The following is a 24,204-nucleotide window of genomic DNA, read 5'->3' as shown; positions in this document are numbered from 1 at the left end:
TTTTTGGCTTGCGCCGTCCTGACTGCCCGTCCCGGTCTGGCCGGGGTCGGGGTCGGGATCAATGCCGTGGCGCCTGTGCGCCGTCCGCAGATAGCGGCTCGCTCCAACGAGACTGCTGCAAGCAGCGCCCATGGGCACGCCTACACGCCAGCACAAAGCCGAGCGCCCGGTCGGCACACATGCAGCCGACGTGCTTTTTGCGGTAAAGCGCACTTGAGAAACCAGTGCTTCCAGCAAAAAGCCATGACGCGAAGCCATGAAAACCATTGATTTTACCAGATAAACGGGAAAATCGCCTGATTCGTCACGGGCTTACGTTTATATGGGACGGATGCGGGGCGGCAGCGCGTTCAGCGGGCCGCCCTGCGGCGATCAGCGGCCCTGGCGTCCCCGGCCGCCGCCGACGACACCCAAGCGGGATTCGTGCGCCGACGCACTGCGCGGCTGCCAATCGTCGCCCCGCTGACCGCCTTCGCTGCGGGCGCCGCCAGCACGCGGCGTGCGCGGCTTGCCGCCCGCGCCGGGACCCTTGTTGTTGCCGCCGGCGCGTGCGCCTTCAGCCTTGTTGCCGCCGCGGCCGCCGGCAGCCGGCTTGCCGCCGCGCGCCGCATTGCTGCCACGCGCGCCTGCCGGTTTGTTGCCGCCCGGCTTGCCGCCGCCCGGCTTGCCACCGGACTTGCCGCCGGGCCTGCGACCCGTGCCAGCCGGCGCTTCCGCCATGCCGCCAACCGCCGGGTTGACGCCTGCGACATTGCCGCCCACCGGACTGCTGGCCATCGGGTTACCCGGGCCGGCGTTCGCCGCAGCGCGAGGCCCGCGGGCATTGCCGCCCGCGCGTCCACCCGCCTTGCCACCCGGCTTACCGCCCGCCTTGCCACCGGGCTTGCCGGCGCCAGCGGGCCGCGAACCCGGTTTGCCCTTGCGATTGCCGAAGCCGCCCTCGCCCGAGAGCGGGTGGCCGTTGGCATAGCCGCCAGCAATCATCAGGCCGGTGCCGAACGGATCGGACGGACACGCCGCCGCCTGACCCGCGCTGCCCACACCGCCGCCCTGCAACTTGCCGCGGCGTCCGATGCGGGCGCCATTCATGCCATTGCGGTCCAGCGTGCCAAATCCCGGCGGCAGCGCGCTGTCATGCGACTGCGGCTGCTTGGAACGGCGGCGGTTGCCGGACGAATCGTCGTCTTCACGCAACAACCCCAGTTGCACCATCAGCGCGGTCACGAGAGACGCATCCAGTTCGTCCCAGCGGCCACGGCGCAGCGTGCGGGGCAGCACGACATCGCCAAAGCGCGTACGGATCAGGCGGCTGACCGTGACGCCAACCGCTTCAAACATGCGGCGCACTTCCCGGTTGCGGCCTTCTTGCAGCGTGACGCGATACCAGCGGTTGCTGCCGTCGCCGCCCAGATAATCCAGCGCGCCGAACGCGGCCAGACCGTCTTCGAGTTCGATGCCGTCCACCAGCGACTGGCGCTGCGCTTCGTCCATTTCGCCCAGGACACGGACGGCGTACTCGCGTTCCGTGCCATAACGGGGGTGCATGATCCGGTTGGCCATGTCGCCCGACGTCGTGAAGATGAGCAGGCCTTCGGTGTTCAAGTCCAGGCGGCCCACCGAGAGCCACTTGCCGGTGCGCAGCTTGGGCAAACGCGCAAACACGCTGGCACGGCCGCCGGGGTCGTCGTGGCTGACGATCTCGCCGGCGGGCTTGTGATACAGGATCACGCGCGGCGGCTTCTTGGTGTTGGCGCGCATGATGGGCTTGCCGTTGACGCGCACCTGGTCGTTGGGACCCACGCGCTGGCCGATATGCGCCGGCTCCCCGTTGACGGACACGCGGCCCGCCACGATCAGTTCTTCCATTTCGCGGCGCGAGCCGATGCCGGCGTCGGCCAGCACCTTGTGCAGCTTGGGCATGACCGCTTCGCTGTTCAGGTACTTGCCCAGGCGCTGTTCCATGCGGTCAGCCGTGTCCAGGTAGGACAGGGCCTGTTCGGCCTCCTGCTCGCCGCCACGGTTGTCCGCGGACTCGACCGGTGCGGCCGGCGCGGCAGCCTGGCCTTCGGCGGCGGGGGCCTGTTCGGCGGCAGCATCGCCACGACGGCGGCGGAACGGCGTCCTCAGCTTGCGTCCGCGGCCGCGGGCGCCGGCATCGCCTTCGGCGGCCGGTTCGCGCGCGCCAGAGGATTCCGGCGCGCCGGCAACGGCGTCATCCGAACGGGGGGTGTCGTCCTGTATTGCTGTATTCGTTGTCACTGGGACAGCTCCGAATTTCAAACTTGGGTAGGCCTGCCGGGAGCAGGCTCGTCATCATCTGGGGACGCCGAATTCCGTCCAGACCCGGACCGTTCGGGGTCCGCCTCTTCCGGCGCCGCGTCGGCGGCATCGGCGTCGGGCTGAACAGCCCCGCCAAGACCATGAACGGGCTCACGCCTGGCGTCGCCAGGGGCCTCGGCATCGGTCTTGTCAGTCGGGTCAGTCGGTTCCGCGTGTTTTGCGTTCTCGACTCTTTCCTTTGCAGCACCGGCCTCGGAGGCATCGGCGGCCATATCGGAAGTGTCGTTGCCAGCCCTGTCGTCGGGAAGATCGGACGAGAGCGGCGTATTGGACAAGCCTTCGGCTTGCTCCCGGACGGTGGATTCGTCGGCGGGATCCGCGCCTTCTTCTGTGCGCGAAAGCTGGGATTCTACGCTATCGATGGCCGCTATGGGGGCCTCGTCTTCCGAAACAGACAATTCCGCAACGGAGAAGTTCTCGCGGTTTTGTTCGTCCAGGCCAGCCAGGGGCAGATTTTCGCCTTCGGGCGCCGCCTGGTCCGGCTCAACATCCGAGCCCGGCTCTGCGCCATCGGTGCCGGGCGCGGCGCCTTCCTGGGCCGCCTCGCCCGCTGGCGCGGCGCCCTCGCCTTCGGCCTGTTCCGGCCCCTCGCCCAGCACCTGCTGCACTTCGCCCAGATCCAGCCCGGCGAGTGCGGCGGCCGCGTGCGCGGTTTCCAGCGGCGGCAGCTCGTCCAGCGCGCGCAGTCCCAGATCGTCCAGGAACTGACGCGTGGTGCCGAACAGCGCGGGGCGTCCCGGCGCGTCACGATGGCCGATCACCTCGATCCAGCCACGGTCTTCGAGGGCCTTGACGATCTGCGACGACACCGTCACGCCGCGGATGTCTTCGATATCCCCGCGCGTCACGGGTTGGCGCCAAGCCACGATGGCCAGCGTTTCCATCACGGCGCGGGAATATTTAGGCGGCTTTTCCGGGCTTAGACGTTCCAGATAGCGCTGCATGCTGGGGCGGCTCTGGAAACGCCAGCCGGAGGCAAGCTGCACAAGCTCCAACCCGCCGTCGGCCCAGTTGGCCTGCAAGGTCTCCAGCAACCGGCGCACGGCACTGTTGTCGAATTGTTCATCATCCCCGAACAGCTTGCGCATATCGGAAATCTGCATCGGCTGCACCGCGCACAGCAGCGCGGTTTCCAGCACGAGTATTGCCTCGCTATCGTTCATCGACATCCAAATTCAAAAAGGGGCTAACTTGCGCTTGGTTTGAAATAAGGTTAATATTCTTTTCTCAGACGCGGGGTGGAGCAGTCTGGCAGCTCGTCGGGCTCATAACCCGAAGGTCGTAGGTTCAAATCCTGCCCCCGCAACCAATTTGATGAAGGCTCGGCATTCGCCGGGCCTTTTTCATTTGCGCCGCCGAATTGAATGCCCGAGAAACCGGCATTCGAATTGCAAATAAACCCGCGGCAGCAGGCATCTTCGCGCGCAAACACCCGGGCCGCCGCATGAACGGCGGCGCAACAGTCGATGTTGGCTTGCGAAATTGTCACTGGGTTCCTGTTTACCGCCGCGCCCCGGCCTCTTGGCGCGGCCCCGCGCAAAACCGCCGCGCCGGCGCCAATAAGGCGGAATGCATGCCGCTGCTACGCAGCAGCGGCAAACGTCTGAGCAAAATCCGGTCTGAGCAAAATCTGGAAAAGCTGGCGCCAGCTATGCCGACGCCGGTCGCCAAAATGGCTGCGGAACGCGCCGGAACCACCGGCACCAAGCGTTATCCGCGAAATTATTGATCGCAAAGACTAGAACCAACAGGCATCGGCCACAGCCGCGCGACGCAATAGCGCCGCTGCCAGACAGACACGCCCACTGGCACACCCCCATGCGCAACCGAGCCGTGCTGCGGATTGCGCCGGCCCGCCACCAGGCCGGAATGATTCTTAGGTTTTTTAAGGTCAAATGCCGGCAAATTATACCGCCATATATTGCGCTCTCAAGCTGCGGCGCACCCGGCAGCCTAGGCTGCCGGCCTGTCCCACGGCGCCGATCCCAGCCGCTCGGCAAGATAATCCAGCATCGAGCGCAAAATCAGCGGCATTTGCCGGCGCGACACATAAACGCCATAAATGCCAAGTTCCTGAGGCTTGCACTCGCGCAGAATGACCTGCAGCTTGCCGGACGCAATGTACTCGGCCGCGTAATAGGTGGGCAACATGGCGATGCCCGCCCCCTCCACCGCAGCGGACGACAACACCGACACTTCATTGGCGCTGATGTTGCCGCCAACCGGCACATCGACCGGCTCGCCGTCGCGTTCGAAACGCCAGAGGCTTTTACCGAAATAGGAATGCGTCAGGCAGTTGCGCAATGACAGATCTTCGATGCGCGCCGGCACGCCTTCGCGCGCCAGATATTCCGGGGATGCGCAAACCACGGAGCGGCACACGGCCAGCTTGCGCGCAATCAGGTTGGGATCGAGGTCGTTGGTGATCCGCACGGCGAGATCCACGCGCTCTTCCACCAGATTGACCGCCCGCTCCACCAGCATCAGGTCGACCGACGTGCCGGGGTGCCGCTTGACGTAGTCGGTGACCGCCGGCGCCAGATGACGGGCGCCAAAGGACATGCTTGTGGTGATGCGCAGCAGGCCGCGCGGCGTGTCTTCGGGGGTGGCGACGGCGCTATGCAGGTCGCCGACCATATCCAGCATCTGGCGGCAGCGCGGCAGCGTTTCGGCGCCGGCCGGCGTCAGGCTCAGGCGCCGCGTGGTGCGATGCAGAAGCCGCACGCCGACCCATTGCTCCATCTCGGCCAGGTAGCGAGACACCATGGCCCGCGACATGTCCAGATGGACGGCGGCCGCCGACAGGCTGCCCCGGTCGGCAACCTCGACGAACACCTGCATGGCTTTCAGTCGATCCATCTTCGTCTCGGCACGGGCATCAGACCGTACCGGTTATACCGTATTTCCGCGCCGCATCCGCAACGGAATATCGATCAATGAAACGGGGTCCTTCGAAAGGATCAGGCCGCGGGCTGACCTAGGGCCTCGCGCACGGCCCTGGCCACTTCCGTCTCCGCCACGCCACGCACGATGAGCACCAGCCGCGACGCGCGCGATTCGTCCGGCCACGCGCGCAAGGCCTGCAGCGGGTACAACTCGCCATGAACGCCATGCACCTCGCAGGGCATCGAATCACCCTCGAAGCAGATCAGCCCCTTCATCCTGAGCAAGCCCTGCCCATAGCGCTCCTGGATCCGGGCCATGCCCGCCAGAAACGCTGCCCGCCCGACGGGCGCCTGCAACGTGATCGACACACTGCCCACGCCCGCATGCCGAGCGCCCGGGGACGTGGAAAAGGCCGCAAGCCAATTGGCGGCAATCACGCCATCCTGCCGCGCAAAAAGATCCGGCGCCTCGCGCAGCATGAGCGCAAGCGGCTCGTCCGGGCGCTGCACGCACCGCGCTGCGCCGGGATTGATGGCGGCAACCGCCCGCTCGACCTTCCGCACTTGCGCCTGATCGGCCAGGTCGGACTTGCTGACCACGACCGTGTCGGCGAGCGCCAGCTGCCGGGCCGCCTCGGGCTGCGTCTGCAACTGCCCGGCGCCATGCGTCGCCGACACCACCACGATCGCGCCCCGGTACACGTAGCGTTCGGCCAGAAACCGGTCATGCTTGAGCGTGAAGAGAATGGGCGCCGGATCCGCGAGGCCACTGGTTTCGATGATGACGTGCCGAAACGGCTTGATCTTGCGCCCGAGCGCCGACATGAACAGATCGCGCAAGGTGTCGACCACCGAGCCGCTTACGACGCAGCACAGGCAGCCGCCCTCGACCAACACGACATTGTCCGGGGCGAGCCGGACCAGATGATGATCGACCCCGATATCGCCGTATTCGTTGACGATGACCACCGCGCCGGCATAGGCGGGCTCTTGCAGCAGGCGATTGAGCAACGACGTCTTTCCGCTGCCCAGAAAGCCGGACACCACGGTCACGCCCACGCGCTTGTCGTCACTCATGCCGATTCGACCCTTTGATGGACGCGCAACGGCGCCACGCCGCAAAAACCAAAAGGGCCGCTCACTTGCGTGAGCGGCCCAACATTCTTTTGGCTCCCCGAGCTGGGCTCGAACCAGCGACCTGCGGATTAACAGTCCGTCGCTCTACCGACTGAGCTATCGGGGATCTGCCAAGACCGAAATTATGAACTAAAAATTCATTGCGTGCAAACGCCATCTTTTTCCAGATTTTTTTCACTCCTTGTTTCCCATCGCGAAAAAACTCTGATATGATTTCGGTCTTTCCAGATCGGGCCCCAAAAAAGGCAGCGAACGGGAAAGAAAAAAGATGTTTTGCTTAGCGCTTTCCGGCTTGGTCCAGAAACAAAAGCAAATGGTCTTGCCGGCATAGCTCAGTTGGTAGAGCAGCGCATTCGTAATGCGAAGGTCGTAGGTTCGACTCCTATTGCCGGCACCAGATTTCCAAAAAGCAGCCCTCTCGGGCTGCTTTTTTCATTTCCGCCCCCTATCCTCGTCCCGCCGGCCCCGCCCCAGCCGGGAACTCGGGCTGATCGCCGCGCGTCCAATCCCCTTGGACCACCCCAGCGGAAAAAACCATGCGCATTCTTCTCGTGGAAGACGACATGATGATCGGCGAAAGCGTGCTGGACTGCCTGCGCGCGGAACACTACGCCGTTGATTGGGTCCGGGACGGCAGCGCGGCGGACTCGGCGCTGCGCACCGACCCTTACGACCTTGTCCTGCTCGACCTGGGCCTGCCCAAGCGCGACGGGCTGAGCTTGCTGCGCGACATGCGCACGCGCAAGGACCGCACGCCGGTGCTCATCGCCACCGCGCGCGATGCGGTCAGCGACCGTATCGCGGGGCTGGACGCCGGCGCCGACGACTACATCGTCAAGCCCTACGACGTGGACGAACTGCTGGCTCGCATGCGGGCACTGATCCGCCGCAGCGCGGGCCGGGCCGAACCCATCTTCGAACACGAAGGCATCACCATCGACCCGCAGTCCCATGCCGCCATGGTCGACGGCTCGCCGGTCACGCTGACCGCCCGCGAATGGGCGGTGCTGGAACCCCTGATCGCCCGGCCCGGCATGATCTTCTCCCGCGCCCAGCTCGAAGAAAAACTCTACAGCTGGAAGGACAGCATCAGCAGCAATGCCGTTGAGGTTTATATTCATGGCCTGCGCAAGAAACTGGGTCCGAACCTGATCCAGAACGTCAGAGGCGTCGGCTATGTCATCCCCAAAACATGAGCATTCCGCTTAGCTACTCGCTGAGAGCCAGGCTGCTTTTCTTTCTGCTGGCCGCCATCGCGGTCGGCGCGCTGGTGCAAGGCGCAATCGCCTACCGCAGCACCTTGGCGCAAGCCGACGACATCTTCGATTCGCTGCTGCAGCGCACCGCGCTGTCGCTGGGCACCGGCGACGGCTTGCTCAGCACGGGGCCGACGCATGCGCGCGGGGCGGGCTCGCCGGTTGCCGACGATCTCATCATCCAGATCTGGACGCCGGACGGCCTGCGTGTCTTCAATTCGCGCTCCCGTCTGCGCCTGCCCAGCCAGATCGTGCTGGGGTTTTCGGATGCCAGGCTCGAGGGCGAGACCTACCGCGTGTATTCGCTGGCCACGCCCTTCCAGGTGATCCAGGTGGCGCAGGACATGCGCGTGCGCAAGAACATGGCGAGCGCGCTTGCCCTGCGCACCGTCGCGCCGATCGCCGCGGCCGCGCCGCTGCTGATGCTGATCATCTGGTGCGTCGTGAGCTGGTCGCTGCGGCCGGTCAAGCGCGCCCGCGCGCAAGTGGCCGCGCGCCAGCCCGAAGACCTGTCGCCCGTGAGCGTGCGGGGGCTGCCCGATGAAATCCGCCCGCTGGTGCAGGAACTGAACCTGCTGCTCGAACGCATGCGCGGCGCCTTTGCCCAGCAGAAGCAATTCGTGGGCGATGCGGCACACGAACTGCGCTCGCCATTGGCGGCATTGCGCCTGCAGATGCAGGCGCTGCAGCGCGCAACCGACCCCGAGGCCCGCCAGGTTGCCGAGCAGCGTCTGGCCGCGGGCATCGATCGCGCCACGCGGCTGGTCGAGCAATTGCTGTCGATGGCGCGCCAGGAAGGCGCGCAGGCGCAGACGCCGCTTGCGCCTGTGGATCTGGCCGACGTGCTGCGCCAGGCCGTATCCGAGACGCTGCCGCAGGCGAACGCCAAATCCATCGACATTGCGCTGGACGGCGAAACGCAGGCGCAGGTGCGCGGCAATCGCGATGCGCTGGTGCTGCTTGCGCGCAATCTGCTGGACAACGCGATCAAGCACTCGCCTGCCGGCGGGCGCGTCGGCATCCGCCTAGACCGCACGCCGGACCGGGTCTCGCTGCTGATCGACGACGCGGGACCGGGCATCCCCGTCCACGAACGCGAGCGCGTGTTTGACCGCTTCTATCGCGCCGAAGGCAACACGACGCATGGCAGCGGGCTGGGGCTGGCCATCGCGCGCACCATCGCCGACCGCCACGGCGCCACCATCACTTTGGAAGATCCGCCTGCCGGCCTGGGCCTGCGCGCACGCGTGGATTTTCCTGCTTAAGTTTCCCCTAAGTGTCGGGCCTGAAGATAGCGCCATGTCCCCAACATGATCGCAGGAGCCGACATGAAGACCACGCAAATCAAACCCTCGCGCCTCATCATGGCGCTGCTGGCCGCCGGCGCCATTGGCGGCGCAGGCGCCACTGCCTTGACCGGCAGCGTTTCGATGGCTGCCGACGCCCCCACTGCGGCTTCGCAGCCGATCAGCGCGTCCGTGCCGCCCAATTTCGCGCAGATCACGCGCGAATCCGGTCCGGCCGTCGTCAACATCAGCGTGAGCGGCACACGCAAGGTGTCCGCCGCCGAGAGCGACGACCCGTTCGCCCAGTTCTTTGGCCAGATTCCGGGCTCTCGCGGCCGCGCGCCGGCCCGTGAAGTGCCGATGCGCGGCGAAGGCTCGGGCTTCATCGTCAGTTCGGACGGCATCATCCTGACCAACGCGCACGTGGTCCAGGACGCCAAGGAAGTGACCGTGAAGATGACCGACCGCCGCGAGTACAAGGCCAAGGTCCTGGGCGCCGATCCGCAGACCGACGTCGCCGTCATCAAGATCGAGGCGAAGAACCTGCCGGTGGTCAAGGTGGGCGACGTCAACAAGCTGCAGGTGGGCGAATGGGTGCTGGCCATCGGCTCGCCCTATGGCCTGGAGAACACCGCCACCGCCGGCATCGTCAGCGCCAAGGGCCGCTCGCTGCCGGACGACACGTCGGTACCGTTCATCCAGACCGACGTGGCCGTGAATCCCGGCAACTCGGGTGGCCCGCTGTTCAACGACCGCGGCGAAGTCGTGGGCATCAACTCGCAGATCTACAGCCGCACCGGCGGCTTCCAGGGTCTGTCGTTTTCGATCCCCATCGACCTGGCTTACAAGATCAAGGACCAGATTCTCGAGCACGGCAAGGTGCAGCATGCGCGCCTGGGCGTGACGGTCCAGGAAGTGAACCAGGACCTGGCCGACTCGTTCAAGCTGGACTCGCCGTCGGGCGCGCTGGTGTCGAGCGTCGAAAAGGGCAGCGCGGCGGATAAGGCCGGCCTGCAGCCGGGCGACGTGGTGCGCAAGATCGACGGCAAGACCATCGTGTCGTCGGGCGACCTGGCTTCCACGATCACCATGGCCGCCCCCGGCGAGAAGATCAAGCTGGACGTGTGGCGCAATGGCGGGCAGAAGGAAATGGTCGCGACGCTGGGTGGCGTGCCCAAGGACAAGACGCAGGCGTCGGCCGACGGCCAGGAAGTGCAGCGCGGCCAGCTTGGGCTGGCGCTGCGCCCCCTGAGCCCGCAGGAGCAACAGGAGGCCGGTGCGGAAGGCTTGCTGATCGAACGTTCGGCCGGCCCCGCCGCCAAGGCTGGCATTCAGCCCGGCGACGTGCTGCTGTCGCTCAATGGTGTGCCGGTGCACAACGTCGGCCAGGTGAAGGCCGAGTTGTCCAAGGCGGGCAAGACCGTGGCCTTGCTGGTGCAGCGGGGCGAAGACAAGATCTTCGTGCCGGTGCAGATCGGCTGACCGGCCGCTGTGTCACTCCGCGTCGGGCTGGTTGCCCGGCGCGGCCTTTTCGAAAGCCGGCAAGGCCCGGCACGCCGCATCGATGCGCAGCACATTGGGCATGGCCGACAGGTCACACTCGAAGCGCTGCGCATTTGCCACTTGCGGCACCAGGCACAGGTCCGCAATGGTGGGCGTGTCGCCGTGGCAAAACTGGCCCGTGGCGCTTGAGCCGGCCAACTGGGCTTCCAGGGCTTCGAGCCCCTGATGCACCCAGTGCTTGTACCAGGCGGTCTTGGCCGCTTCGTCCACGCCCAGCGTGTGCTTCAGGTACTTCAGCACGCGCAGGTTGTTCAACGGATGCGTGTCGCAGGCAATGCCCAGCGCCAGATCGCGCACCCGGGCGCGGCCGATTGCGTCGGCCGGCAGCAGCGGCGTCTGGGGATGGGTTTCTTCCAGGTATTCGATGATGGCCAGCGATTGGCCGATGATCGCATCGCCGTCGACCAGCGCCGGAACCAGCGCGGTCGGATTCACCTTGCGGTAATCGGCCGACAGCTGCTGGCCGCCGTCCTTCAGCAGATGGACGGGCACATATTCGTAGGGCAAGCCCTTCAGGTTCAACGCGATGCGCACGCGGTAAGCGGCCGAGCTGCGGAAGTAGCTGTAAAGCTGCATGAAGTCTCCTCGGTGTTCTTGTGGCGCCGCCCGCGTGGGCGGCGCTTGTTCATTCCAGCGATTCGGTCTGGGCCGCCTTGCGCGACAAGCCCTTGGGCAACGGGAACGCAACGTTTTCTTCAAGCCCCGGCATCTTGCGCACCGAGACGGCGCCCAGTTCCTTGACCCGCGCAATCACCTGCTGCACCAGCACTTCCGGCGCCGAGGCGCCCGCGGTCACGCCAATGCGCTTGCGGCCAGCCAGCCAGGCCGGATCGATGGAATCCGCGCCGTCGATCAGATAGGACGCGACGCCCTTGCGCTCGGCCACTTCGCGCAGCCGGTTGGAGTTCGAACTGTTCGGGCTGCCCACCACCAGCACCAGGTCGCATTCGGGCGCCATGACCTTGACAGCGTCCTGCCGGTTCTGCGTCGCATAGCAGATGTCGCTCTTCTTGGGCTCGGCAATGTTGGGAAAGCGCGCCTTGAGCGCCTGCGACACGGCGGCCGCGTCGTCGACCGACAGCGTGGTCTGCGTGACGAAGGCCAGGTTTTCAGGGTTTGCGACATCAAGGCCGGCCACGTCTTCGACGGTTTCGACGAGATACATGCCGCCCTGCGCCTGCCCCAGGGTGCCCTCGACCTCGGGATGGCCCTTGTGGCCGATCATGATGATTTCGCGGCCGGCCGCGCGCATGCGCGCGACTTCGATGTGAACCTTGGTGACCAGCGGGCAGGTGGCGTCAAACACTTGCAGGCCGCGCGATTCGGCTTCGGCGCGCACGGCCTTGGAGACGCCATGCGCCGAAAACACCACGATGGCGCCCGCCGGGGCGTCCTCGAGCTCGTCGATGAAGATGGCGCCCTTGGCGCGCAGGTCTTCGACGACATAGCGGTTGTGAACGATCTCGTGGCGCACATAGATGGGCGCGCCGTGCAGTTCGATGGCCCGCTCGACGATATCGATGGCGCGATCCACGCCTGCACAGAAGCCGCGCGGCTGCGCCAGCAGGACTTCGGCGTCGGAGGCGGTGACAGCCTGGCTCATCAAAGCACTCCCAGCAGCGCGACGTCCACTTTCAGGCTGATGCCCGCCAGCGGGTGGTTGAAATCGAACAGGGCCGAGTCGTCGTTGATTTCCTTCAGGACGCCCGAGTAACGGCCCCCGTTGGGCGCGGTGAATTCGACCAGGTCGCCGGGTTCGAAGGTGGCATCCGGACCCGCGTGTTCGGCCAGCATGGCGCGCGTGACGCGCTGGATGAGTTCGGGGTTGCGGTCGCCATAGGCATCGGCGGGCTCGATGGTGACGCTGAACTTGTCGCCTTCGGCGCGGCCGACCAATGCGGCCTCAAGGCCGGGCGCCCATTGGCCGCTGCCCATTTGCAGCGTGCCGGGCCGGCCGTCGAAGGTATCCGTGAAGATGGAGCCCGCGCCCGGGCCGGACGCCAGCGTGATGCGGTAGTGCAGCGTCAGGTAGGAATCCGGACGGACCAAAACGTTCACTTCATTAGAGGCGATGCTCACGATCTGCCACCGTATGGGTATTTGAGTAAACCCTGATTTTAGAGCCTCTTATGAAATTGTCCGTCCGGCTGCCAAAACAAGACCGTCCCCGAGAGCGCATGCTGCGCCACGGGGCCGCATCCATCCAGGACGCAGAGCTGCTTGCCGTCGCCCTGCGCACGGGCATTCCGGGGCTGAATGTAGTGGATCTATGCCGCCAGCTGCTGGACCGGTTCGGCGGCCTGCGCGGCCTCTTAAGCACCTCGCCCGAGGAACTGATGGCCGTCGCCGGCCTGGGCTCGTCCAAGGCCTGCACCCTGGCGGCCTTGCTGGAACTGGCGCGCCGGGCGCTGGAAGAAGACCTGGTCAGGGACATCGCCATGAACCACCCGACCCGCGTGAAGCAATACTGCAAGGCAGCGCTCGGGCATCGCCAGGTCGAGCACTGCATCGCGCTCTACCTGGACGCCCAACTGCGCCTGATCGCCACCGGCGAACTGGCACGGGGCACGCTGTCGCAGGCGGCGGTCTACCCCCGGGAGGTCGTGCGCGAAGCCTTGCGCCACCACGCGGCGGCCCTCATTGTGGCGCACAATCATCCATCGGGCGTGGCCTCGCCCAGCGCCGCTGACCAGAGCTTCACCCGGCACCTGAAGCAAGCCCTGGCGCTGGTGGACGTCCGGCTGGTCGACCACCTGATCGTCGCGGGCGGCTCGGCGCTGTCGATGGCCGAGCTGGGCTGCCTCTGACCGCAACGCGGGCCCGAATTCCGTTAGACTACCGCCCGATATTGTTTTAGGCTTAACCTAATTTCGGCCCTCGCGACCCTTCTTGCCTGCCATGAAACGCCTGTGGGACATTTCCCCGCCCGTCTCGACGGCATCGCCCGTGTTTCCGGGCGACACGCCGTACCGCCAGCAATGGAAGTGGTCGCTCACGCCTGGCTGTCCGGTCAATGTCAGCGAAATCACGCTGTCGCCGCACATCGGTGCGCATGCCGACGCCCCGCTGCACTACGAAAACGGGGCCGCAGCCATAGGCGCCGTCTCGCTTGAACCCTTTCTGGGCCCCTGCCGCGTCATCCACGCGATCGACTGCGGCGCGCTCATCACCATCGATCACCTTGCCCATGCGGCGCACAACCTGCCGCCCCGCGTGCTGGTGCGCACCGCCAAGCATGCCGCGCAGGACTGGTGGACGGACGACTTCTCCGCCTACGCGCCCCAGACGATCGAATGGCTGGCCGAACGCGGCGTCATGCTTATCGGTCTGGACACCGCCAGCATCGACCCCGCTTCCAGCAAGACCCTGGACAGCCACCACACGATCTTGCGGCATGACATGCGGGTACTGGAGAACCTGGTGCTCGACGACGTGCCGGAAGGCGATTACGAGTTGATCGCCTTGCCGTTGGCGCTGGTCCAGGCCGATGCCAGCCCGGTCCGCGCGGTCCTGCGCGAACTGTAGGCTGATTTGCCTGCCTGGGAGCGGCTGCGCGACTGCAGCCGCCCCGCCCGGAGAATCGACCATGCAATTGCTTTTCGCGCCCCACTGGCGCGCCCTGCCCGCATCCGCCCGCCGCGCCGCCCCGCCCTGCCCCGGAGGCCGCGCATGAACCAGAACGAACGCCCCGAAGACATCGTCCACCAGGAAAAAGCGCAGCTCGATTTCGCGCGCGACATGACCTACGGCGATTACCTGCATCTGGACGAACTGCTCGGCGCCCAGCATCCGATGTCGCCCGAGCACAACGAAATGCTGTTCATCATCCAGCACCAGACCAGCGAACTGTGGATGAAGCTGATGCTGCACGAGCTGCGCGCGGCGATCGCCAGCGTGGCGGCGGACCGTCTGCAGCCCGCCTTCAAGATGCTGGCGCGCGTCAGCAAGATCATGGAGCAGCTCGTTCACGCCTGGGACGTGCTGGCCACCATGACGCCGCCCGAATACTCCGCGTTGCGTCCCTACCTGGCGCGGTCGAGCGGATTCCAGAGCTACCAGTACCGCCAGGTCGAATTCCTGCTGGGCAACAAGAACGCGGCAATGCTCAAGCCGCACTCGCACCGCGCCGACCTGCTGGCCCAGGTGCAGAGCGCCTACGAGGCGCCGTCCCTGTATGACGAGGCGCTGCGGCTGCTGGCGCGCAATGGCCTGGACATTCCCGCGGACTACCTGGAGCGCGATTGGACGCAGCCCTATCAGGCATCTGCGGCGGTTGAAGCCGCGTGGCTGGCGGTCTACCGCGACACGGACCGCTACTGGGCGCTGTACCAGCTGGGCGAAAAGCTGACCGACCTGGAGGATGCCTTCCGGCTGTGGCGCTTTCGCCACGTGACGACGGTCGAACGGGTCATCGGCTTCAAGCGCGGCACGGGCGGCACGTCCGGGGTGGATTACCTGCGGCGCATGCTGGAAGTCGTGCTGTTTCCGGAAATCTGGAAGCTGCGCACGGATCTCTGACGTTCTCTCGCGTCAAGGCGCCCGGGCCGCAGGCTGGCCCAGGCGCCCACTTACGGCTGGCCGAGGGCAATATCGCGTGCTAGAATGCGGGGTTACTTTTTGGATACGTGGCTAGCGCCTGTCGCGCCATTGGGTGGTAGGTAAGCCCGACCCGGGCAGCGACCCAGGCAGCTGTAGCTGGCGACCCTAACTCTTGAAAAAGACTCGACCGAGTCTAGGAAAGCACCATGAAAGAAGGCATTCACCCCGAATACCGCGAAGTCGTCTTCGCCGACCTGCAAACGGGCAACAAGTTCATCACCCGTTCCACCGTCCAGACGCGCGAAACCGTCGAACTCGACGGCAAGACGTACCCGCTCTTCAAGTGCGACGTGACCTCCGAATCGCACCCGTTCTACACTGGCGCCCAGACCCGCATCGTCGAAACCGGCCGCGTGGAAAAGTTCCGCGCCCGCTTCGCCCGCACTGCTGGCACGGTCAAGTCCGCTTCCTGATCCTGTTGCTCCTACGGGAGTCACAGCAAAAAGGCAGCCTTCGGGCTGCTTTTTTTTCCCCCCTTGACGCCGGACAATCGGTCAGGGGGTGGCGCATTCCGACCACTCGGTTACATTAACGCCCGTGTCCCCACTTTCCATTTCCACCCCGGCCCGGCTGACGTCGGTCGCCACCGCAAAACTGCCCCGCCTCATCCTGCTGGGCCTGGCCCTGGCCTACATCGTGGCCGGGCTGTTCATGCGCGACCCGTGGAAAACCGACGACGCCGTCGGACTGGCGACCATGATCACCGCGATCCGCGAAGGCGGCCTGACCTGGCTGCTGCCGCAGGTGGGGCATCTGGCCCACGCCGAGGAAGGTCCGCTGATCACGTGGGTGGGCGCGATCAGCATCTGGCTGTTTGGCCCGTTCATCGGCGACATCACCGCCGGCCGCCTACCCAACCTGCTGTGGTTCGGCATCACGGCCTCGAGCGTCTGGTACGGCACGTATCTGCTTGGCCGCCGCGCCGAGGCCCAACCGCTGGCGCTGCCCTTCGGCGGCGAACCCGAACCCCGCGACTATGGCCGCATGCTGGCCGACGCCGCCCTGCTGCTGCTGCTCGCCACCGTCGGCATCCTGCAGCGCACGCATGAAACGACGGTCATGCCCGCGATCATGGCCTGCCAGGCGCTGGCGTTCTATTCGCTGGCCCGCACCGTGGACCGCCCCGTCACCGGCTCCACCACGCTGGGCATCGCGCTGGCCGCCAGCTTTCTGACGCGCGGCTGGGTCGGCGCTTTGCCCATCATGATCGGCGCGGCGCTGGCCTTCTATCCCCGCAGCCCGCTCTGGAAATGCAAGCGCTGGCTGCTCTGGGCCGCAGTGCTGGCCGCCGGCCTGATCCTCGCCTGGTGGATTCCGGCCAGCCAGGGCAGCGAATACTGGATCCGCAACTGGAAGACCTGGAACCTGTCGTCGTTTGCCATCCCGGGCCTGCACGACGCAGCCCGCACGCTGCGCGACCTGCCGTGGTACCTGTGGCCGACCTGGCCGCTGGCGCTGCTGGCCATCTGGCGCTGGCGTGCCTGGATCCATGCCCCGCACATCTGGGTGCCCCTGATGCTGCTGGCGTGCTCAACCGTAATCCTGTTCTTCGTGGACGAGGCCGGCGACTCCGAATTCGTGTTGCTGGCCGTGCCGTGCGCGGTGCTGGGCGCGTTCTCGCTGCCCACCCTGCGCCGCGGCGTGGTGAACACGCTGGACTGGTTTGCCGTCATGTGCTTTTCGCTGACGGTGGCCACGGCCTGGCTCGGTTGGGTGGCGCTGCATTTCCATTGGCCGGCGCAGATTTCCCGCAACATCGCCCGCCAGACCACCGGCTATGAGCCCGTGATCTCGTGGGTGGCCTTTGCTCTGGCCGTCCTTTTCACTCTGGGGTGGATCGTCCTGGTCGTATGGCGGCTGCGCGTGCGCCCGCAGGCGCTCTGGCGCGGCACGGTGCTGTCGGCTGGCGGCCTGACCGTGACCTGGATCCTGCTGGTGCTGTTGTGGCAACCCGCAGTGGACTATGCGCGCAGCTATCGCACCGTGTCGGGCCAGCTGGCCGAGGCCATCGCGCAGCACAAGCGTCCCGGCGAGTGCATCCGCGGCCTGAGCCTGGGCAGCGGTCAGCGCGCCTCGTTCCTCATCTTCAACAACCTGTCGTTCCCGTTCGACACGCGCTGCACGCTGGTCCTGCAACAGACCACCAACCAAAGCCTGCGCGACGGCACCGCTGCCTACAGCGAAGGCGCCGAAGTCCTCTGGCAAGGCGGCCGCCGCGCCGACCGTTCCGAAACCTTCCGCCTGCTGCGCACCGGCGCCAAGCCATGACCCCTGCCATGACGGCGCCGATGACCTTCGGCGCTACCCTGCGCGGGATCCTCAAGCAGGCCTGGCCCGTGCTAATCAGCCAGTGGGCCAGCATTTCGTTCGGCGTGCTGGACACCGCCATGACGGGGCATTCCAGCCCCGACGACCTGGCGGCGATGGCGCTTTCCGCTTCCATCTACATCACGATCTTCGTCGGCCTGATGGGCGTCGTGCATGCCCTGATCCCGATCCTGGCGCAGCAATTCGGCGCCGGCAACAACCTGGAAGTCGGCAAAAGCTGGGGCCAGGGCGTGTGGCTGGCGCTTGGCCTGTCGGTCGTGGGCGCGGTGCTGATGCTGTTTCCGGACATGTGGCTCTTCATGTCGGGCGATGTTGCACCCGGCGTGCGCGACCGCATCGCGTCCTACCTGCAGGCGCTGGTCCTGGCCCTGCCCGCCGCGCTGGTGTTCCGCACCATCTATGCGCTGGGCACCGCGGTGTCGCGGCCCAAGCTCGTCATGGCCATCAACCTGTCCATCATCGGCTTCAAGGCGCTGTTCAACTGGATCTTCATCTACGGCAAGCTGGGCCTGCCCGCGATGGGCGCGGCCGGCGCGGGGCTGGCCACGGCCGTGGTGTCCTGGATGAGCCTGGGCCTGGGCCTGTGGGTGATCACGCACGACCGCTACTACCGCCGTTTCCAGCTGCGCATCGGCAAGCCGGACTGGAAGGCGCTCAAGGAACTGCTGCGCTTGGGCGTCCCGATGGGAGGCTCTTACCTGGTCGAGGTGTCGGCGTTCACGTTCATGGCGCTGCTGGTGGCGCGCGAGGGCACCTTCGTGACCGGCGGGCATCAGATCATGTCGAACCTGGCCGCGCTCTGCTACATGATGCCGATGGCGTTGGGCGTGGCGACCGCCGCGCTGACGGCGCAGGCCATCGGCGCAGGCAATTACGCGCATGCGCACCGCACCGGCATGGCCGGCCTGGCGCTGGGCCTGATAGGCGCGCTGCTGACAGCCGCCGTGCTGCTGATCGGCCGCCCGCTCATCCTGGCCGCCTACACGGACGACGCCGCGGTCGCTGCCGTGGCGACCACGTTGCTCGCCGTCCTGCCGCTGTTCCATCTGTTCGATTCGATGCAGTGCATCAACTCGTACCTGCTGCGCGCCTACAAGATCGCCGTCGTGCCGCTGATCCTGCAGACGGTCGCGCTGGCCGGCGTGGGACTGGTGGGCGGCTGGTGGTTCGGCTTCGGTCCCGGCCAGGGCGGCATCGACGGCCTGCGAGACCTGCTGGTGCCGGGATCGCCGCAAGGCGCCGGCAGCATGTGGCTGATGGCCATGTTCGGGCTGGCGTTGTCGGCCGCCCTGCTGCACTTCTGGTACCGGCGGATCCTGCGCACCGTGGGTCAGTAATGACGGCGCAATGAAAAAAGCAGCCTTGCGGCTGCTTTTTTTTACTTCGGACGCTTGTCGATCACCCGGCGCGCCTTGCCGGTCAACGTGCGTTCCACATGCCCGGCATCCGACACCTGGATGCGCGCGCTGACGCCAATGTGCGTCTTGACCGCGTGCTGCAACTGCTTGCCCAGGTTGGCGCGTTCAGCGTCGGACAGGCCCGAGAACTCGGCGCGCACTTCGGTCAGGATCTCCAGCTCGTCCATGTTGCCGGTGCGGCTCAGCACCAGCTGGTAGTGCGGCGCAAGCTGCGCGATCTTCAGGACCAGTTCTTCCACCTGCGTGGGGAACATGTTCACGCCCCGCACGATCAGCATGTCATCGCTGCGGCCGGTGATCTTGCCGATGCGGCGCATGCTGCGCGCGGTGGGCGGCAACAGGCGGGTCAGGTCGCGCGTGCGGTAGCGCACGATCGGCATCGCTTCCTTGGTCAGCGACGTGAACACCAGTTCGCCCGGTTCGCCGTCGGCCACCGGTTCGCCCGTATCCGGGTTGATGATCTCGGCGTAGAAATGATCTTCCCAGACCACCGGACCGTCCTTGGTCTCGACGCATTCGCTCGCCACGCCCGGGCCCATCACTTCGGACAGGCCGTAGATGTCGACGGCGTCGATGCCGGCTTCGGCCTCGATGTCGGCGCGCATCTGGCCCGTCCAGGGTTCGGCGCCGAAAATGCCGATGCGCAGCGAGCTCTGACGCGGATCGATACCCTGGCGGCGCTGCTCTTCCAGGATGTTGCAGAAATAGGAAGGCGTGACCATGATGATGTCCGGACGGAAATCATTGATCAGCTGGACCTGCTTTTCAGTCTGTCCGCCCGACATCGGAATGACCGTGCATCCCAGGCGTTCGGCCCCGTAGTGCGCGCCCAAGCCGCCCGTAAACAGCCCGTAGCCGTAGGCCACGTGCACCGTATCGCCGGGCTTGCCGCCCGCCGCGCGGATCGAACGGGCCACCAGGTTGGCCCAATTGTCCAGATCGCCCTGCGTGTAGCCCACCACGGTCGGCTTGCCGGTCGTCCCGCTGGACGCGTGGATGCGCGAGATGCGCTCGCGCGGCACGGCAAACATGCCGAACGGATAGTTCTCGCGCAGTTCCTTCTTGGTGGTGAACGGGAACTTCGAAATATCGGACAACTGCTTCAGGTCGTCCGGGTGCACGCCGGCTTCATCGAACGCCTTTTTGTAGTGCGGCACGTTCTCGTACGCATGCTTGAGGGTCCACTTCAAGCGGTCCAGCTGCAGCGCCCGCAGCTCGTCCTGGCTGGCATGCTCGATAGGATCCAGTCCCGGCTTGCTCATGGTGTTGGGCATGATGATGTCTCTCTTCTCTTTGGTTCTGTAATGCAGTCAGGCGTCCGTGGGCGTCCCGACGATCTGGCCCTTGATGCGGTACGAACGTCCCCGGAACAAGGCCACGTTGCGGCCGTCCTGGTTGGTCACGGTGACGTCGTAGACGCCGGTGCGGCCAGCGAGCGAACGCTCCTGGGCCACGGCGGTCAGCAGGTCGCCCTCGAATCCCGGCGCCAGATAGTCGATCGTGCAACCCGACGCCACGGTGCTGACATTGCGGGAATTGCACGAGAACGCGAAGGCGCTGTCGGCCAGGGCGAAGATGAAGCCGCCGTGGCAAGTCTTGTGGCCATTCAGCATGTCGGGCCGCACCCGCATGGTCAGCCGCGCGTAGCCCGGCGCCATTTCCTCGATCTTCATGTCCAGACCTTGCGAGGCCGCGTCGCCGGCATACATCACCGAGCCCACGGCCTGCGCCAGTTCCTGCGGATCGGCCGGCACTTCAACGGGGGGAACGTGGACGCCCATCATTGCCCCTTGAATTGCGGTTCGCGTTTGCCCAGGAACGCGGCCACGCCTTCGGCATAGTCGGCGCTGCGGCCCAGTTCGCGCATCATGTCGCGTTCCAGGTCCAGCTGCGTGGACAGGTCATTGCCCAGGCTGGCCTGCAGCGCCCGCTTGGTGAACGCCAGGCCCTTGGTGGGCGCGGCCGCGAAATGCGTGGCCAGGCGCTCCAGCGCGGCGTCGAATTCCTCGTCGGCCACGCATTGCCAGATCAGGCCCCACTCCTCTGCCTGCTTGGCGCTCAGCTTGTCGCCAAGCATGGCCAGGCCCATGGCGCGGGCGCGGCCCACCAGACGGGGCAGCGCGAACGTGCCGCCCGTATCCGGAATGAGGCCCAGGCGGCAGAACGACTGGATGAAGTTGGCCGACGCCTTGGCGATGACGATGTCGCCGGCAAATGCCAGATTGGCGCCCGCCCCCGCGGCCACGCCGTTCACGCCCACCACGACGGGCATGGGCAGGGCGTTCAGCCTGCGCACCAGCGGCGCGTAGAACTTGTCGACGGTCTCGCCCAGGTCAGGCGGTGTGCCGTCGGGCGCGGGCTTGCGCTCGCTCAGGTCCTGGCCGGCGCAAAAGCCGCGGCCGGCGCCGGTCAGCACCAGCACGCGCGCGCCTTCGGTTTCGACGCGGGTCAGCGCGTCGGCCACTTCCGCGTGCATGTTGGCCGTGAAGCTGTTGAGCTTGTCCGGGCGGTTAAGCGTCAGGCGCGCGATGCCGCCGGACAGGTCGAATTGAATATCCTGGTAGGTCATGTGCGATCGCCCGGCTTAGATGTGACGGCGGGTTTGCACCACGCGGAAGCGGTTGGAGACGAACGCCGTGTCCGACAGCGCCGCGTTGGCCGCCGGGTTGGCGCCGGTGCCATGGAAGTCGCTGAAGGCGGCGGTCTGGTTGACGAACACCGCGCCGGTCAGGTTCAACGACAGCGACACGCCCGACACTTCGGCGGCGTCCTGGATCTGCTCTGCCACGCGCTCGTCCGTGGTGTATGCGGACAGGGACAGCGCGCCGTGCTCGATGACGCTGTCACGCGCCAGCTCGATGCTGTGTGCCGTGGAATCGGTGGCCACGACAAACGCGATGGGACCGAACCACTCCTGGGTGAGCGCCGGGTTGCCGGCCTCGGTGCGCAGCAGCAGCGGCGTGCGCACGCGCGCGTTCTCGAACTGCGGATGGACCAGCGTCTTGCTGTCGGCCACGACGGGCAGACCCAAGGCGCGCGCTCTCTCGATGCGTTCGACGATGCCTTCGTTCTGGATGGCGCCCGTCAGTTCGACGGCCTTGGCGGCGTCGGCGCCGACCTTTTCCAGCGCCACGCCCAACGCGGCGGCCACGTCGTCGAAGCTGACCCGGCCTTCGGGCGTGTTGATGCCGTCGCGCGGCACGTAGATGTTCTGCGGCGCCGTGCACATCTGGCCGGAATACAGGGCCAGCGAGAACGCCAGGTTGCGGGCCACGCCCTTCAGGTCCGAGGTCGAATCGATGATGACCTGGTTCACGCCGGCCTTCTCGGTGTAGACCTGGGCCTGGCGCGCATTGTTCTCCAGCCAGTCGCCGTTGGCGGTGCTGCCGGTGAAGTCGACGATCTTGACCGCCGGGTCAAGGGCCAGCTTCTGCGCGGTGTCGTCGCCCGCTTCATGGGCGGCAAGCTGCACGACATCGGGATCGAAGCCGGCTTCCTGCAGCACTTCGCGCGCCACCTTCACGGTGATGGCCAGCGGCAGGATCGCGCCCGGGTGCGGCTTGACGATGACGGTGTTGCCCGTCGCCAGGCTGGCAAACAGCCCTGGGTAGCCGTTCCACGTCGGGAAGGTCGAGCAGCCGATCACCAGCGCGACGCCGCGCGGCACGATCGTGAAGTGCTTTTCCATGCGGATGGGATCGTTCTTGCCCTGCGGCTTTTCCCAGACGGCGACGCCCGGAATGCGCGACATCTCCTGCCAGGCGTAGGTGACGGCTTCAAAGCCGCGGTCCTGCGCGTGGGGGCCGCCGGCCTGGAAGGCCATCATGAAGCCCTGACCGGTGGTGTGCTGGACCGCGTAGGCGATCTGGAAGCTGAGCTTGTTCAGGCGCGCCAGGATTTCCAGCGACACGCCCACCCAGGCGTGGGGACCGGCGCGGCGCCAGTCTTCGAGGGCGCGCTTGGAAGCGGCGATCAGCTTGTCGGCCGGTACGCGCGGATAGGTGATGCCCAGGTCGAAGCCATAGGGCGATTTTTCGCCGCCCACGACGCCCTCGGCGTCGTGCAGGTTCAGCGGAAAAGGCTTGCCCTTAAGGGCTTCAAAGGCGGCGCGGCCCTCGTCGTTGGCGGTCTCGCCATAGTTGCGCGGGCTGGGCGACTCGGCAAACGGGCTCCAGTAGCCGCGCAGCGCGGCGGCTGCCAGGGATTGTTCCAGCAGGGGCTGGTGGCGTTCGAAGAATTTCTGGGACACGCTTGTCTCTCCAATAAGATTTGAATGCTTGCCTGGCGCGCGCCGGGTCAGGTTTCCTGGTCGAAGTCGATGACCAGCCGGTCGCTGACCGGGAAGCTCTGGCAGCTCAGGATGAACCCGCGCGCGACCTCATAGTCTTCAAGGGCGAAGTTGGCGTCCATGTCCACCTCGCCTTCAATCACCTTGCAGCGGCAGGTGGAACACACCCCGCCCTTGCACGAATATGGCAGTTCGATGCCCTGCGCCAGCGCCGAATCCAGCACGCTGTCCTTGTTCTTGTCGATGACGAACATGCGGCTATGCCCGTCCTGCACCACGGTGACCTCGCACTGTCCCTTGCCGGGCGCCTGGCGGGCGTCCTGGCCGGTGCGCAGCGCACGCGGGCCCTTCGGCGCGCCGAAGAGTTCGAACTTGATGTTCGACTTCGGGATGCCGCGCGCCTGCAATCGTTCGACCACGCTCTCCGTCATGGTCTGGGGACCGCACACAAAAGCGTAATCGATATCCTCCGGGCTCATCCAGGCCGACATGAGCTGATCGACCTTGTCCCCGTCCAGGCGGCCGTTGAAGAGTTCGATGTCCTGCGTCTCGCGGCTCATGACGTAGACCAGCGAAAAGCGGTCCATGTACAGATTCTTCAGGTCTTCGATTTCCTCGCGGAACAGCACCGCGGACGACGCGCGGTTGCCGAAGAACAGGGTGAACTTGCTCTTGGGTTCGGTCGACAGCGCCGTCTTGACCAGCGAAAAGACAGGCGTGATGCCGCTGCCCACCGCGAAGGCCACGTAGTGGCGCTGGTTCTCGGGCGAGAAGTCCACGGTGAAGTTGCCGGCCGGCGCCATGACTTCGAGCGTCTGGCCAGGCTGCAATTCGTGATTGGCCCAGCTTGAGAACACGCCCTCGTCGACCTTCTTGATCGCGACGCGCAGGAGCTTGTCGCGCGGCGCCGAACAGATCGAATACGAACGGCGCAGTTCTTCGCCGTTGAGCTGCGTGCGCAGCGTCAGGTACTGGCCGGGCTGGAAGGCAAATTCTTCCGTCAGCGCCTCGGGCAGGTCGAAGGTCACGACCACGGCGTCGCGCGTGTTGCGCGCGACGGACGCCACCTTCAAAGCATGGAATTGGTTCTGGCTCATCTCGAAA

The 24,204-nt window shown here is 66.0% G+C and carries 22 protein-coding genes and 3 tRNA genes; 12 read left to right on the top strand and 13 right to left on the bottom strand.

Features of this window, described 5'->3' with window-relative positions; translation table 11 throughout:
- Nucleotides 1–372: 372 nt before the first annotated feature.
- Together rluB and scpB are read right to left on the bottom strand one after the other, a co-directional pair.
- On the bottom strand, nt 373–2,259 hold the full coding sequence (rluB, locus tag V6V88_RS07415; RefSeq protein WP_338618658.1) for a 23S rRNA pseudouridine(2605) synthase RluB: 1,887 nt from the start codon (nt 2,257–2,259) through the stop codon (nt 373–375).
- Between the two features lie 17 nt (nt 2,260–2,276).
- The gene (scpB, locus tag V6V88_RS07410) at nt 2,277–3,509 is read right to left on the bottom strand and encodes an SMC-Scp complex subunit ScpB (protein ID WP_338618656.1); all 1,233 of its coding nucleotides are present in this window, start codon (nt 3,507–3,509) and stop codon (nt 2,277–2,279) included.
- Nucleotides 3,510–3,572: 63 nt separating this feature from the next.
- Here scpB and V6V88_RS07405 point away from each other — a divergent pair.
- Both V6V88_RS07405 and V6V88_RS07400 read left to right on the top strand, forming a co-directional pair.
- Nucleotides 3,573–3,649: transfer RNA gene (locus tag V6V88_RS07405), tRNA-Met, on the top strand.
- 51 nt (nt 3,650–3,700) lie between these two features.
- Nucleotides 3,701–4,069: a hypothetical protein gene (locus V6V88_RS07400; protein WP_155721767.1), complete on the top strand. Its 369-nt coding sequence runs from the start codon at nt 3,701–3,703 to the stop codon at nt 4,067–4,069.
- A 224-nt stretch (nt 4,070–4,293) separates the two neighbouring features.
- Here V6V88_RS07400 and V6V88_RS07395 read toward each other — a convergent pair whose 3' ends face one another.
- The 3 genes from V6V88_RS07395 to V6V88_RS07385 all read right to left on the bottom strand — a co-directional run bounded on the left by V6V88_RS07395 (nt 4,294) and on the right by V6V88_RS07385 (nt 6,468).
- Nucleotides 4,294–5,199, bottom strand: a complete 906-nt coding sequence (locus tag V6V88_RS07395) for a LysR family transcriptional regulator (protein ID WP_155721766.1) — start codon at nt 5,197–5,199, stop codon at nt 4,294–4,296.
- A gap of 101 nt (nt 5,200–5,300) precedes the next feature.
- Nucleotides 5,301–6,302 (bottom strand): GTP-binding protein, encoded by a 1,002-nt coding sequence (locus tag V6V88_RS07390; protein WP_223574747.1) that lies wholly within the window; start codon nt 6,300–6,302, stop codon nt 5,301–5,303.
- Nucleotides 6,303–6,392: 90 nt separating this feature from the next.
- A tRNA-Asn gene (locus V6V88_RS07385) sits at nt 6,393–6,468 on the bottom strand.
- Nucleotides 6,469–6,683: 215 nt separating this feature from the next.
- Here V6V88_RS07385 and V6V88_RS07380 point away from each other — a divergent pair.
- The 4 genes from V6V88_RS07380 to V6V88_RS07365 all read left to right on the top strand — a co-directional run bounded on the left by V6V88_RS07380 (nt 6,684) and on the right by V6V88_RS07365 (nt 10,386).
- Nucleotides 6,684–6,759: transfer RNA gene (locus V6V88_RS07380), tRNA-Thr, on the top strand.
- A 139-nt stretch (nt 6,760–6,898) separates the two neighbouring features.
- On the top strand, nt 6,899–7,558 hold the full coding sequence (locus V6V88_RS07375) for a response regulator (protein ID WP_128827761.1): 660 nt from the start codon (nt 6,899–6,901) through the stop codon (nt 7,556–7,558).
- Nucleotides 7,555–8,883: an ATP-binding protein gene (locus V6V88_RS07370; RefSeq protein WP_223574745.1), complete on the top strand. Its 1,329-nt coding sequence runs from the start codon at nt 7,555–7,557 to the stop codon at nt 8,881–8,883. The genes V6V88_RS07375 and V6V88_RS07370 overlap by 4 nt, the downstream gene beginning before the upstream one ends.
- Before the next feature lie 63 nt (nt 8,884–8,946).
- Nucleotides 8,947–10,386, top strand: a complete 1,440-nt coding sequence (locus V6V88_RS07365) for a DegQ family serine endoprotease (RefSeq protein WP_056322366.1) — start codon at nt 8,947–8,949, stop codon at nt 10,384–10,386.
- A 12-nt stretch (nt 10,387–10,398) separates the two neighbouring features.
- Here V6V88_RS07365 and maiA read toward each other — a convergent pair whose 3' ends face one another.
- From maiA to V6V88_RS07350, 3 genes are read right to left on the bottom strand one after another with little or no spacing between them, the layout of a single operon-like run.
- Nucleotides 10,399–11,043 (bottom strand): maleylacetoacetate isomerase, encoded by a 645-nt coding sequence (gene maiA / locus V6V88_RS07360; protein WP_062838634.1) that lies wholly within the window; start codon nt 11,041–11,043, stop codon nt 10,399–10,401.
- Nucleotides 11,044–11,092: 49 nt separating this feature from the next.
- Entirely contained in the window at nt 11,093–12,070 is a 978-nt protein-coding gene (gene ispH, locus V6V88_RS07355) for a 4-hydroxy-3-methylbut-2-enyl diphosphate reductase (RefSeq protein WP_056322361.1), read from the bottom strand.
- Nucleotides 12,070–12,546, bottom strand: a complete 477-nt coding sequence (locus V6V88_RS07350; RefSeq protein WP_081100848.1) for a peptidylprolyl isomerase — start codon at nt 12,544–12,546, stop codon at nt 12,070–12,072. Before V6V88_RS07350 ends, ispH begins: the two co-directional genes overlap by 1 nt.
- Nucleotides 12,547–12,596: 50 nt before the next feature.
- On the opposite strand from V6V88_RS07350, the gene radC reads away from it, so the two are divergent.
- The 6 genes from radC to V6V88_RS07320 all read left to right on the top strand — a co-directional run bounded on the left by radC (nt 12,597) and on the right by V6V88_RS07320 (nt 18,731).
- On the top strand, nt 12,597–13,274 hold the full coding sequence (gene radC / locus V6V88_RS07345) for a DNA repair protein RadC (RefSeq protein WP_152383795.1): 678 nt from the start codon (nt 12,597–12,599) through the stop codon (nt 13,272–13,274).
- Between the two features lie 91 nt (nt 13,275–13,365).
- Nucleotides 13,366–13,992 (top strand): arylformamidase, encoded by a 627-nt coding sequence (gene kynB / locus V6V88_RS07340; protein ID WP_062838632.1) that lies wholly within the window; start codon nt 13,366–13,368, stop codon nt 13,990–13,992.
- Nucleotides 13,993–14,136: 144 nt separating this feature from the next.
- Nucleotides 14,137–14,985 carry a tryptophan 2,3-dioxygenase gene (kynA, locus tag V6V88_RS07335; protein ID WP_062838631.1) on the top strand — a complete coding sequence of 283 codons (849 nt, stop codon included), beginning with the start codon at nt 14,137–14,139 and terminating at the stop codon, nt 14,983–14,985.
- Nucleotides 14,986–15,212: 227 nt separating this feature from the next.
- Nucleotides 15,213–15,479: a type B 50S ribosomal protein L31 gene (locus V6V88_RS07330; protein ID WP_008164119.1), complete on the top strand. Its 267-nt coding sequence runs from the start codon at nt 15,213–15,215 to the stop codon at nt 15,477–15,479.
- Between the two features lie 124 nt (nt 15,480–15,603).
- Nucleotides 15,604–17,334, top strand: coding sequence for a glycosyltransferase (locus V6V88_RS07325; RefSeq protein ID WP_223574743.1), 1,731 nt, complete (start codon nt 15,604–15,606; stop codon nt 17,332–17,334).
- Nucleotides 17,331–18,731: an MATE family efflux transporter gene (locus tag V6V88_RS07320; protein WP_155721765.1), complete on the top strand. Its 1,401-nt coding sequence runs from the start codon at nt 17,331–17,333 to the stop codon at nt 18,729–18,731. Before V6V88_RS07325 ends, V6V88_RS07320 begins: the two co-directional genes overlap by 4 nt.
- 41 nt (nt 18,732–18,772) lie before the next feature.
- Here V6V88_RS07320 and paaK read toward each other — a convergent pair whose 3' ends face one another.
- The 5 genes from paaK to paaE are packed head-to-tail and all read right to left on the bottom strand — an operon-like array spanning nt 18,773 to nt 24,197.
- Nucleotides 18,773–20,086: a phenylacetate--CoA ligase PaaK gene (gene paaK, locus V6V88_RS07315; RefSeq protein ID WP_062838629.1), complete on the bottom strand. Its 1,314-nt coding sequence runs from the start codon at nt 20,084–20,086 to the stop codon at nt 18,773–18,775.
- A gap of 36 nt (nt 20,087–20,122) precedes the next feature.
- A complete protein-coding gene (paaI, locus tag V6V88_RS07310) occupies nt 20,123–20,593 on the bottom strand; it encodes a hydroxyphenylacetyl-CoA thioesterase PaaI (protein ID WP_056322752.1) in 471 nt (156 codons plus the stop codon).
- A complete protein-coding gene (paaG, locus tag V6V88_RS07305; protein WP_108696450.1) occupies nt 20,593–21,381 on the bottom strand; it encodes a 2-(1,2-epoxy-1,2-dihydrophenyl)acetyl-CoA isomerase PaaG in 789 nt (262 codons plus the stop codon). Before paaG ends, paaI begins: the two co-directional genes overlap by 1 nt.
- A gap of 15 nt (nt 21,382–21,396) precedes the next feature.
- Nucleotides 21,397–23,061, bottom strand: coding sequence for a phenylacetic acid degradation protein PaaN (gene paaN, locus V6V88_RS07300; protein ID WP_223574741.1), 1,665 nt, complete (start codon nt 23,059–23,061; stop codon nt 21,397–21,399).
- 47 nt (nt 23,062–23,108) lie between these two features.
- Nucleotides 23,109–24,197 (bottom strand): 1,2-phenylacetyl-CoA epoxidase subunit PaaE, encoded by a 1,089-nt coding sequence (gene paaE / locus V6V88_RS07295; protein ID WP_056322336.1) that lies wholly within the window; start codon nt 24,195–24,197, stop codon nt 23,109–23,111.
- Between the last annotated feature and the right edge of the window lie 7 nt (nt 24,198–24,204).

Source organism: Achromobacter sp. E1, from assembly GCF_037039475.1.
In the GTDB taxonomy this organism is placed as follows: Bacteria; Pseudomonadota; Gammaproteobacteria; order Burkholderiales; family Burkholderiaceae_B; genus Achromobacter; species Achromobacter mucicolens.
This window is presented reverse-complemented; position numbering and strand designations above follow the sequence as displayed.

What these genes read in the sequence shown, in the direction of transcription:
- scpB (WP_338618656.1), bottom strand. Translation starts at nt 3,509, where the DNA reads ATGTCGATGAACGATAGCGAGGCAATACTCGTGCTGGAAACCGCGCTG.
- V6V88_RS07395 (WP_155721766.1), bottom strand. Translation starts at nt 5,199, where the DNA reads ATGGATCGACTGAAAGCCATGCAGGTGTTCGTCGAGGTTGCCGACCGG.
- V6V88_RS07390 (WP_223574747.1), bottom strand. Translation starts at nt 6,302, where the DNA reads ATGAGTGACGACAAGCGCGTGGGCGTGACCGTGGTGTCCGGCTTTCTG.
- V6V88_RS07375 (WP_128827761.1), top strand. Translation starts at nt 6,899, where the DNA reads ATGCGCATTCTTCTCGTGGAAGACGACATGATGATCGGCGAAAGCGTG.
- V6V88_RS07370 (WP_223574745.1), top strand. Translation starts at nt 7,555, where the DNA reads ATGAGCATTCCGCTTAGCTACTCGCTGAGAGCCAGGCTGCTTTTCTTT.
- V6V88_RS07365 (WP_056322366.1), top strand. Translation starts at nt 8,947, where the DNA reads ATGAAGACCACGCAAATCAAACCCTCGCGCCTCATCATGGCGCTGCTG.
- maiA (WP_062838634.1), bottom strand. Translation starts at nt 11,043, where the DNA reads ATGCAGCTTTACAGCTACTTCCGCAGCTCGGCCGCTTACCGCGTGCGC.
- ispH (WP_056322361.1), bottom strand. Translation starts at nt 12,070, where the DNA reads ATGAGCCAGGCTGTCACCGCCTCCGACGCCGAAGTCCTGCTGGCGCAG.
- radC (WP_152383795.1), top strand. Translation starts at nt 12,597, where the DNA reads ATGAAATTGTCCGTCCGGCTGCCAAAACAAGACCGTCCCCGAGAGCGC.
- kynB (WP_062838632.1), top strand. Translation starts at nt 13,366, where the DNA reads ATGAAACGCCTGTGGGACATTTCCCCGCCCGTCTCGACGGCATCGCCC.
- kynA (WP_062838631.1), top strand. Translation starts at nt 14,137, where the DNA reads ATGAACCAGAACGAACGCCCCGAAGACATCGTCCACCAGGAAAAAGCG.
- V6V88_RS07330 (WP_008164119.1), top strand. Translation starts at nt 15,213, where the DNA reads ATGAAAGAAGGCATTCACCCCGAATACCGCGAAGTCGTCTTCGCCGAC.
- V6V88_RS07320 (WP_155721765.1), top strand. Translation starts at nt 17,331, where the DNA reads ATGACCCCTGCCATGACGGCGCCGATGACCTTCGGCGCTACCCTGCGC.
- paaK (WP_062838629.1), bottom strand. Translation starts at nt 20,086, where the DNA reads ATGCCCAACACCATGAGCAAGCCGGGACTGGATCCTATCGAGCATGCC.
- paaI (WP_056322752.1), bottom strand. Translation starts at nt 20,593, where the DNA reads ATGGGCGTCCACGTTCCCCCCGTTGAAGTGCCGGCCGATCCGCAGGAA.
- paaG (WP_108696450.1), bottom strand. Translation starts at nt 21,381, where the DNA reads ATGACCTACCAGGATATTCAATTCGACCTGTCCGGCGGCATCGCGCGC.
- paaE (WP_056322336.1), bottom strand. Translation starts at nt 24,197, where the DNA reads ATGAGCCAGAACCAATTCCATGCTTTGAAGGTGGCGTCCGTCGCGCGC.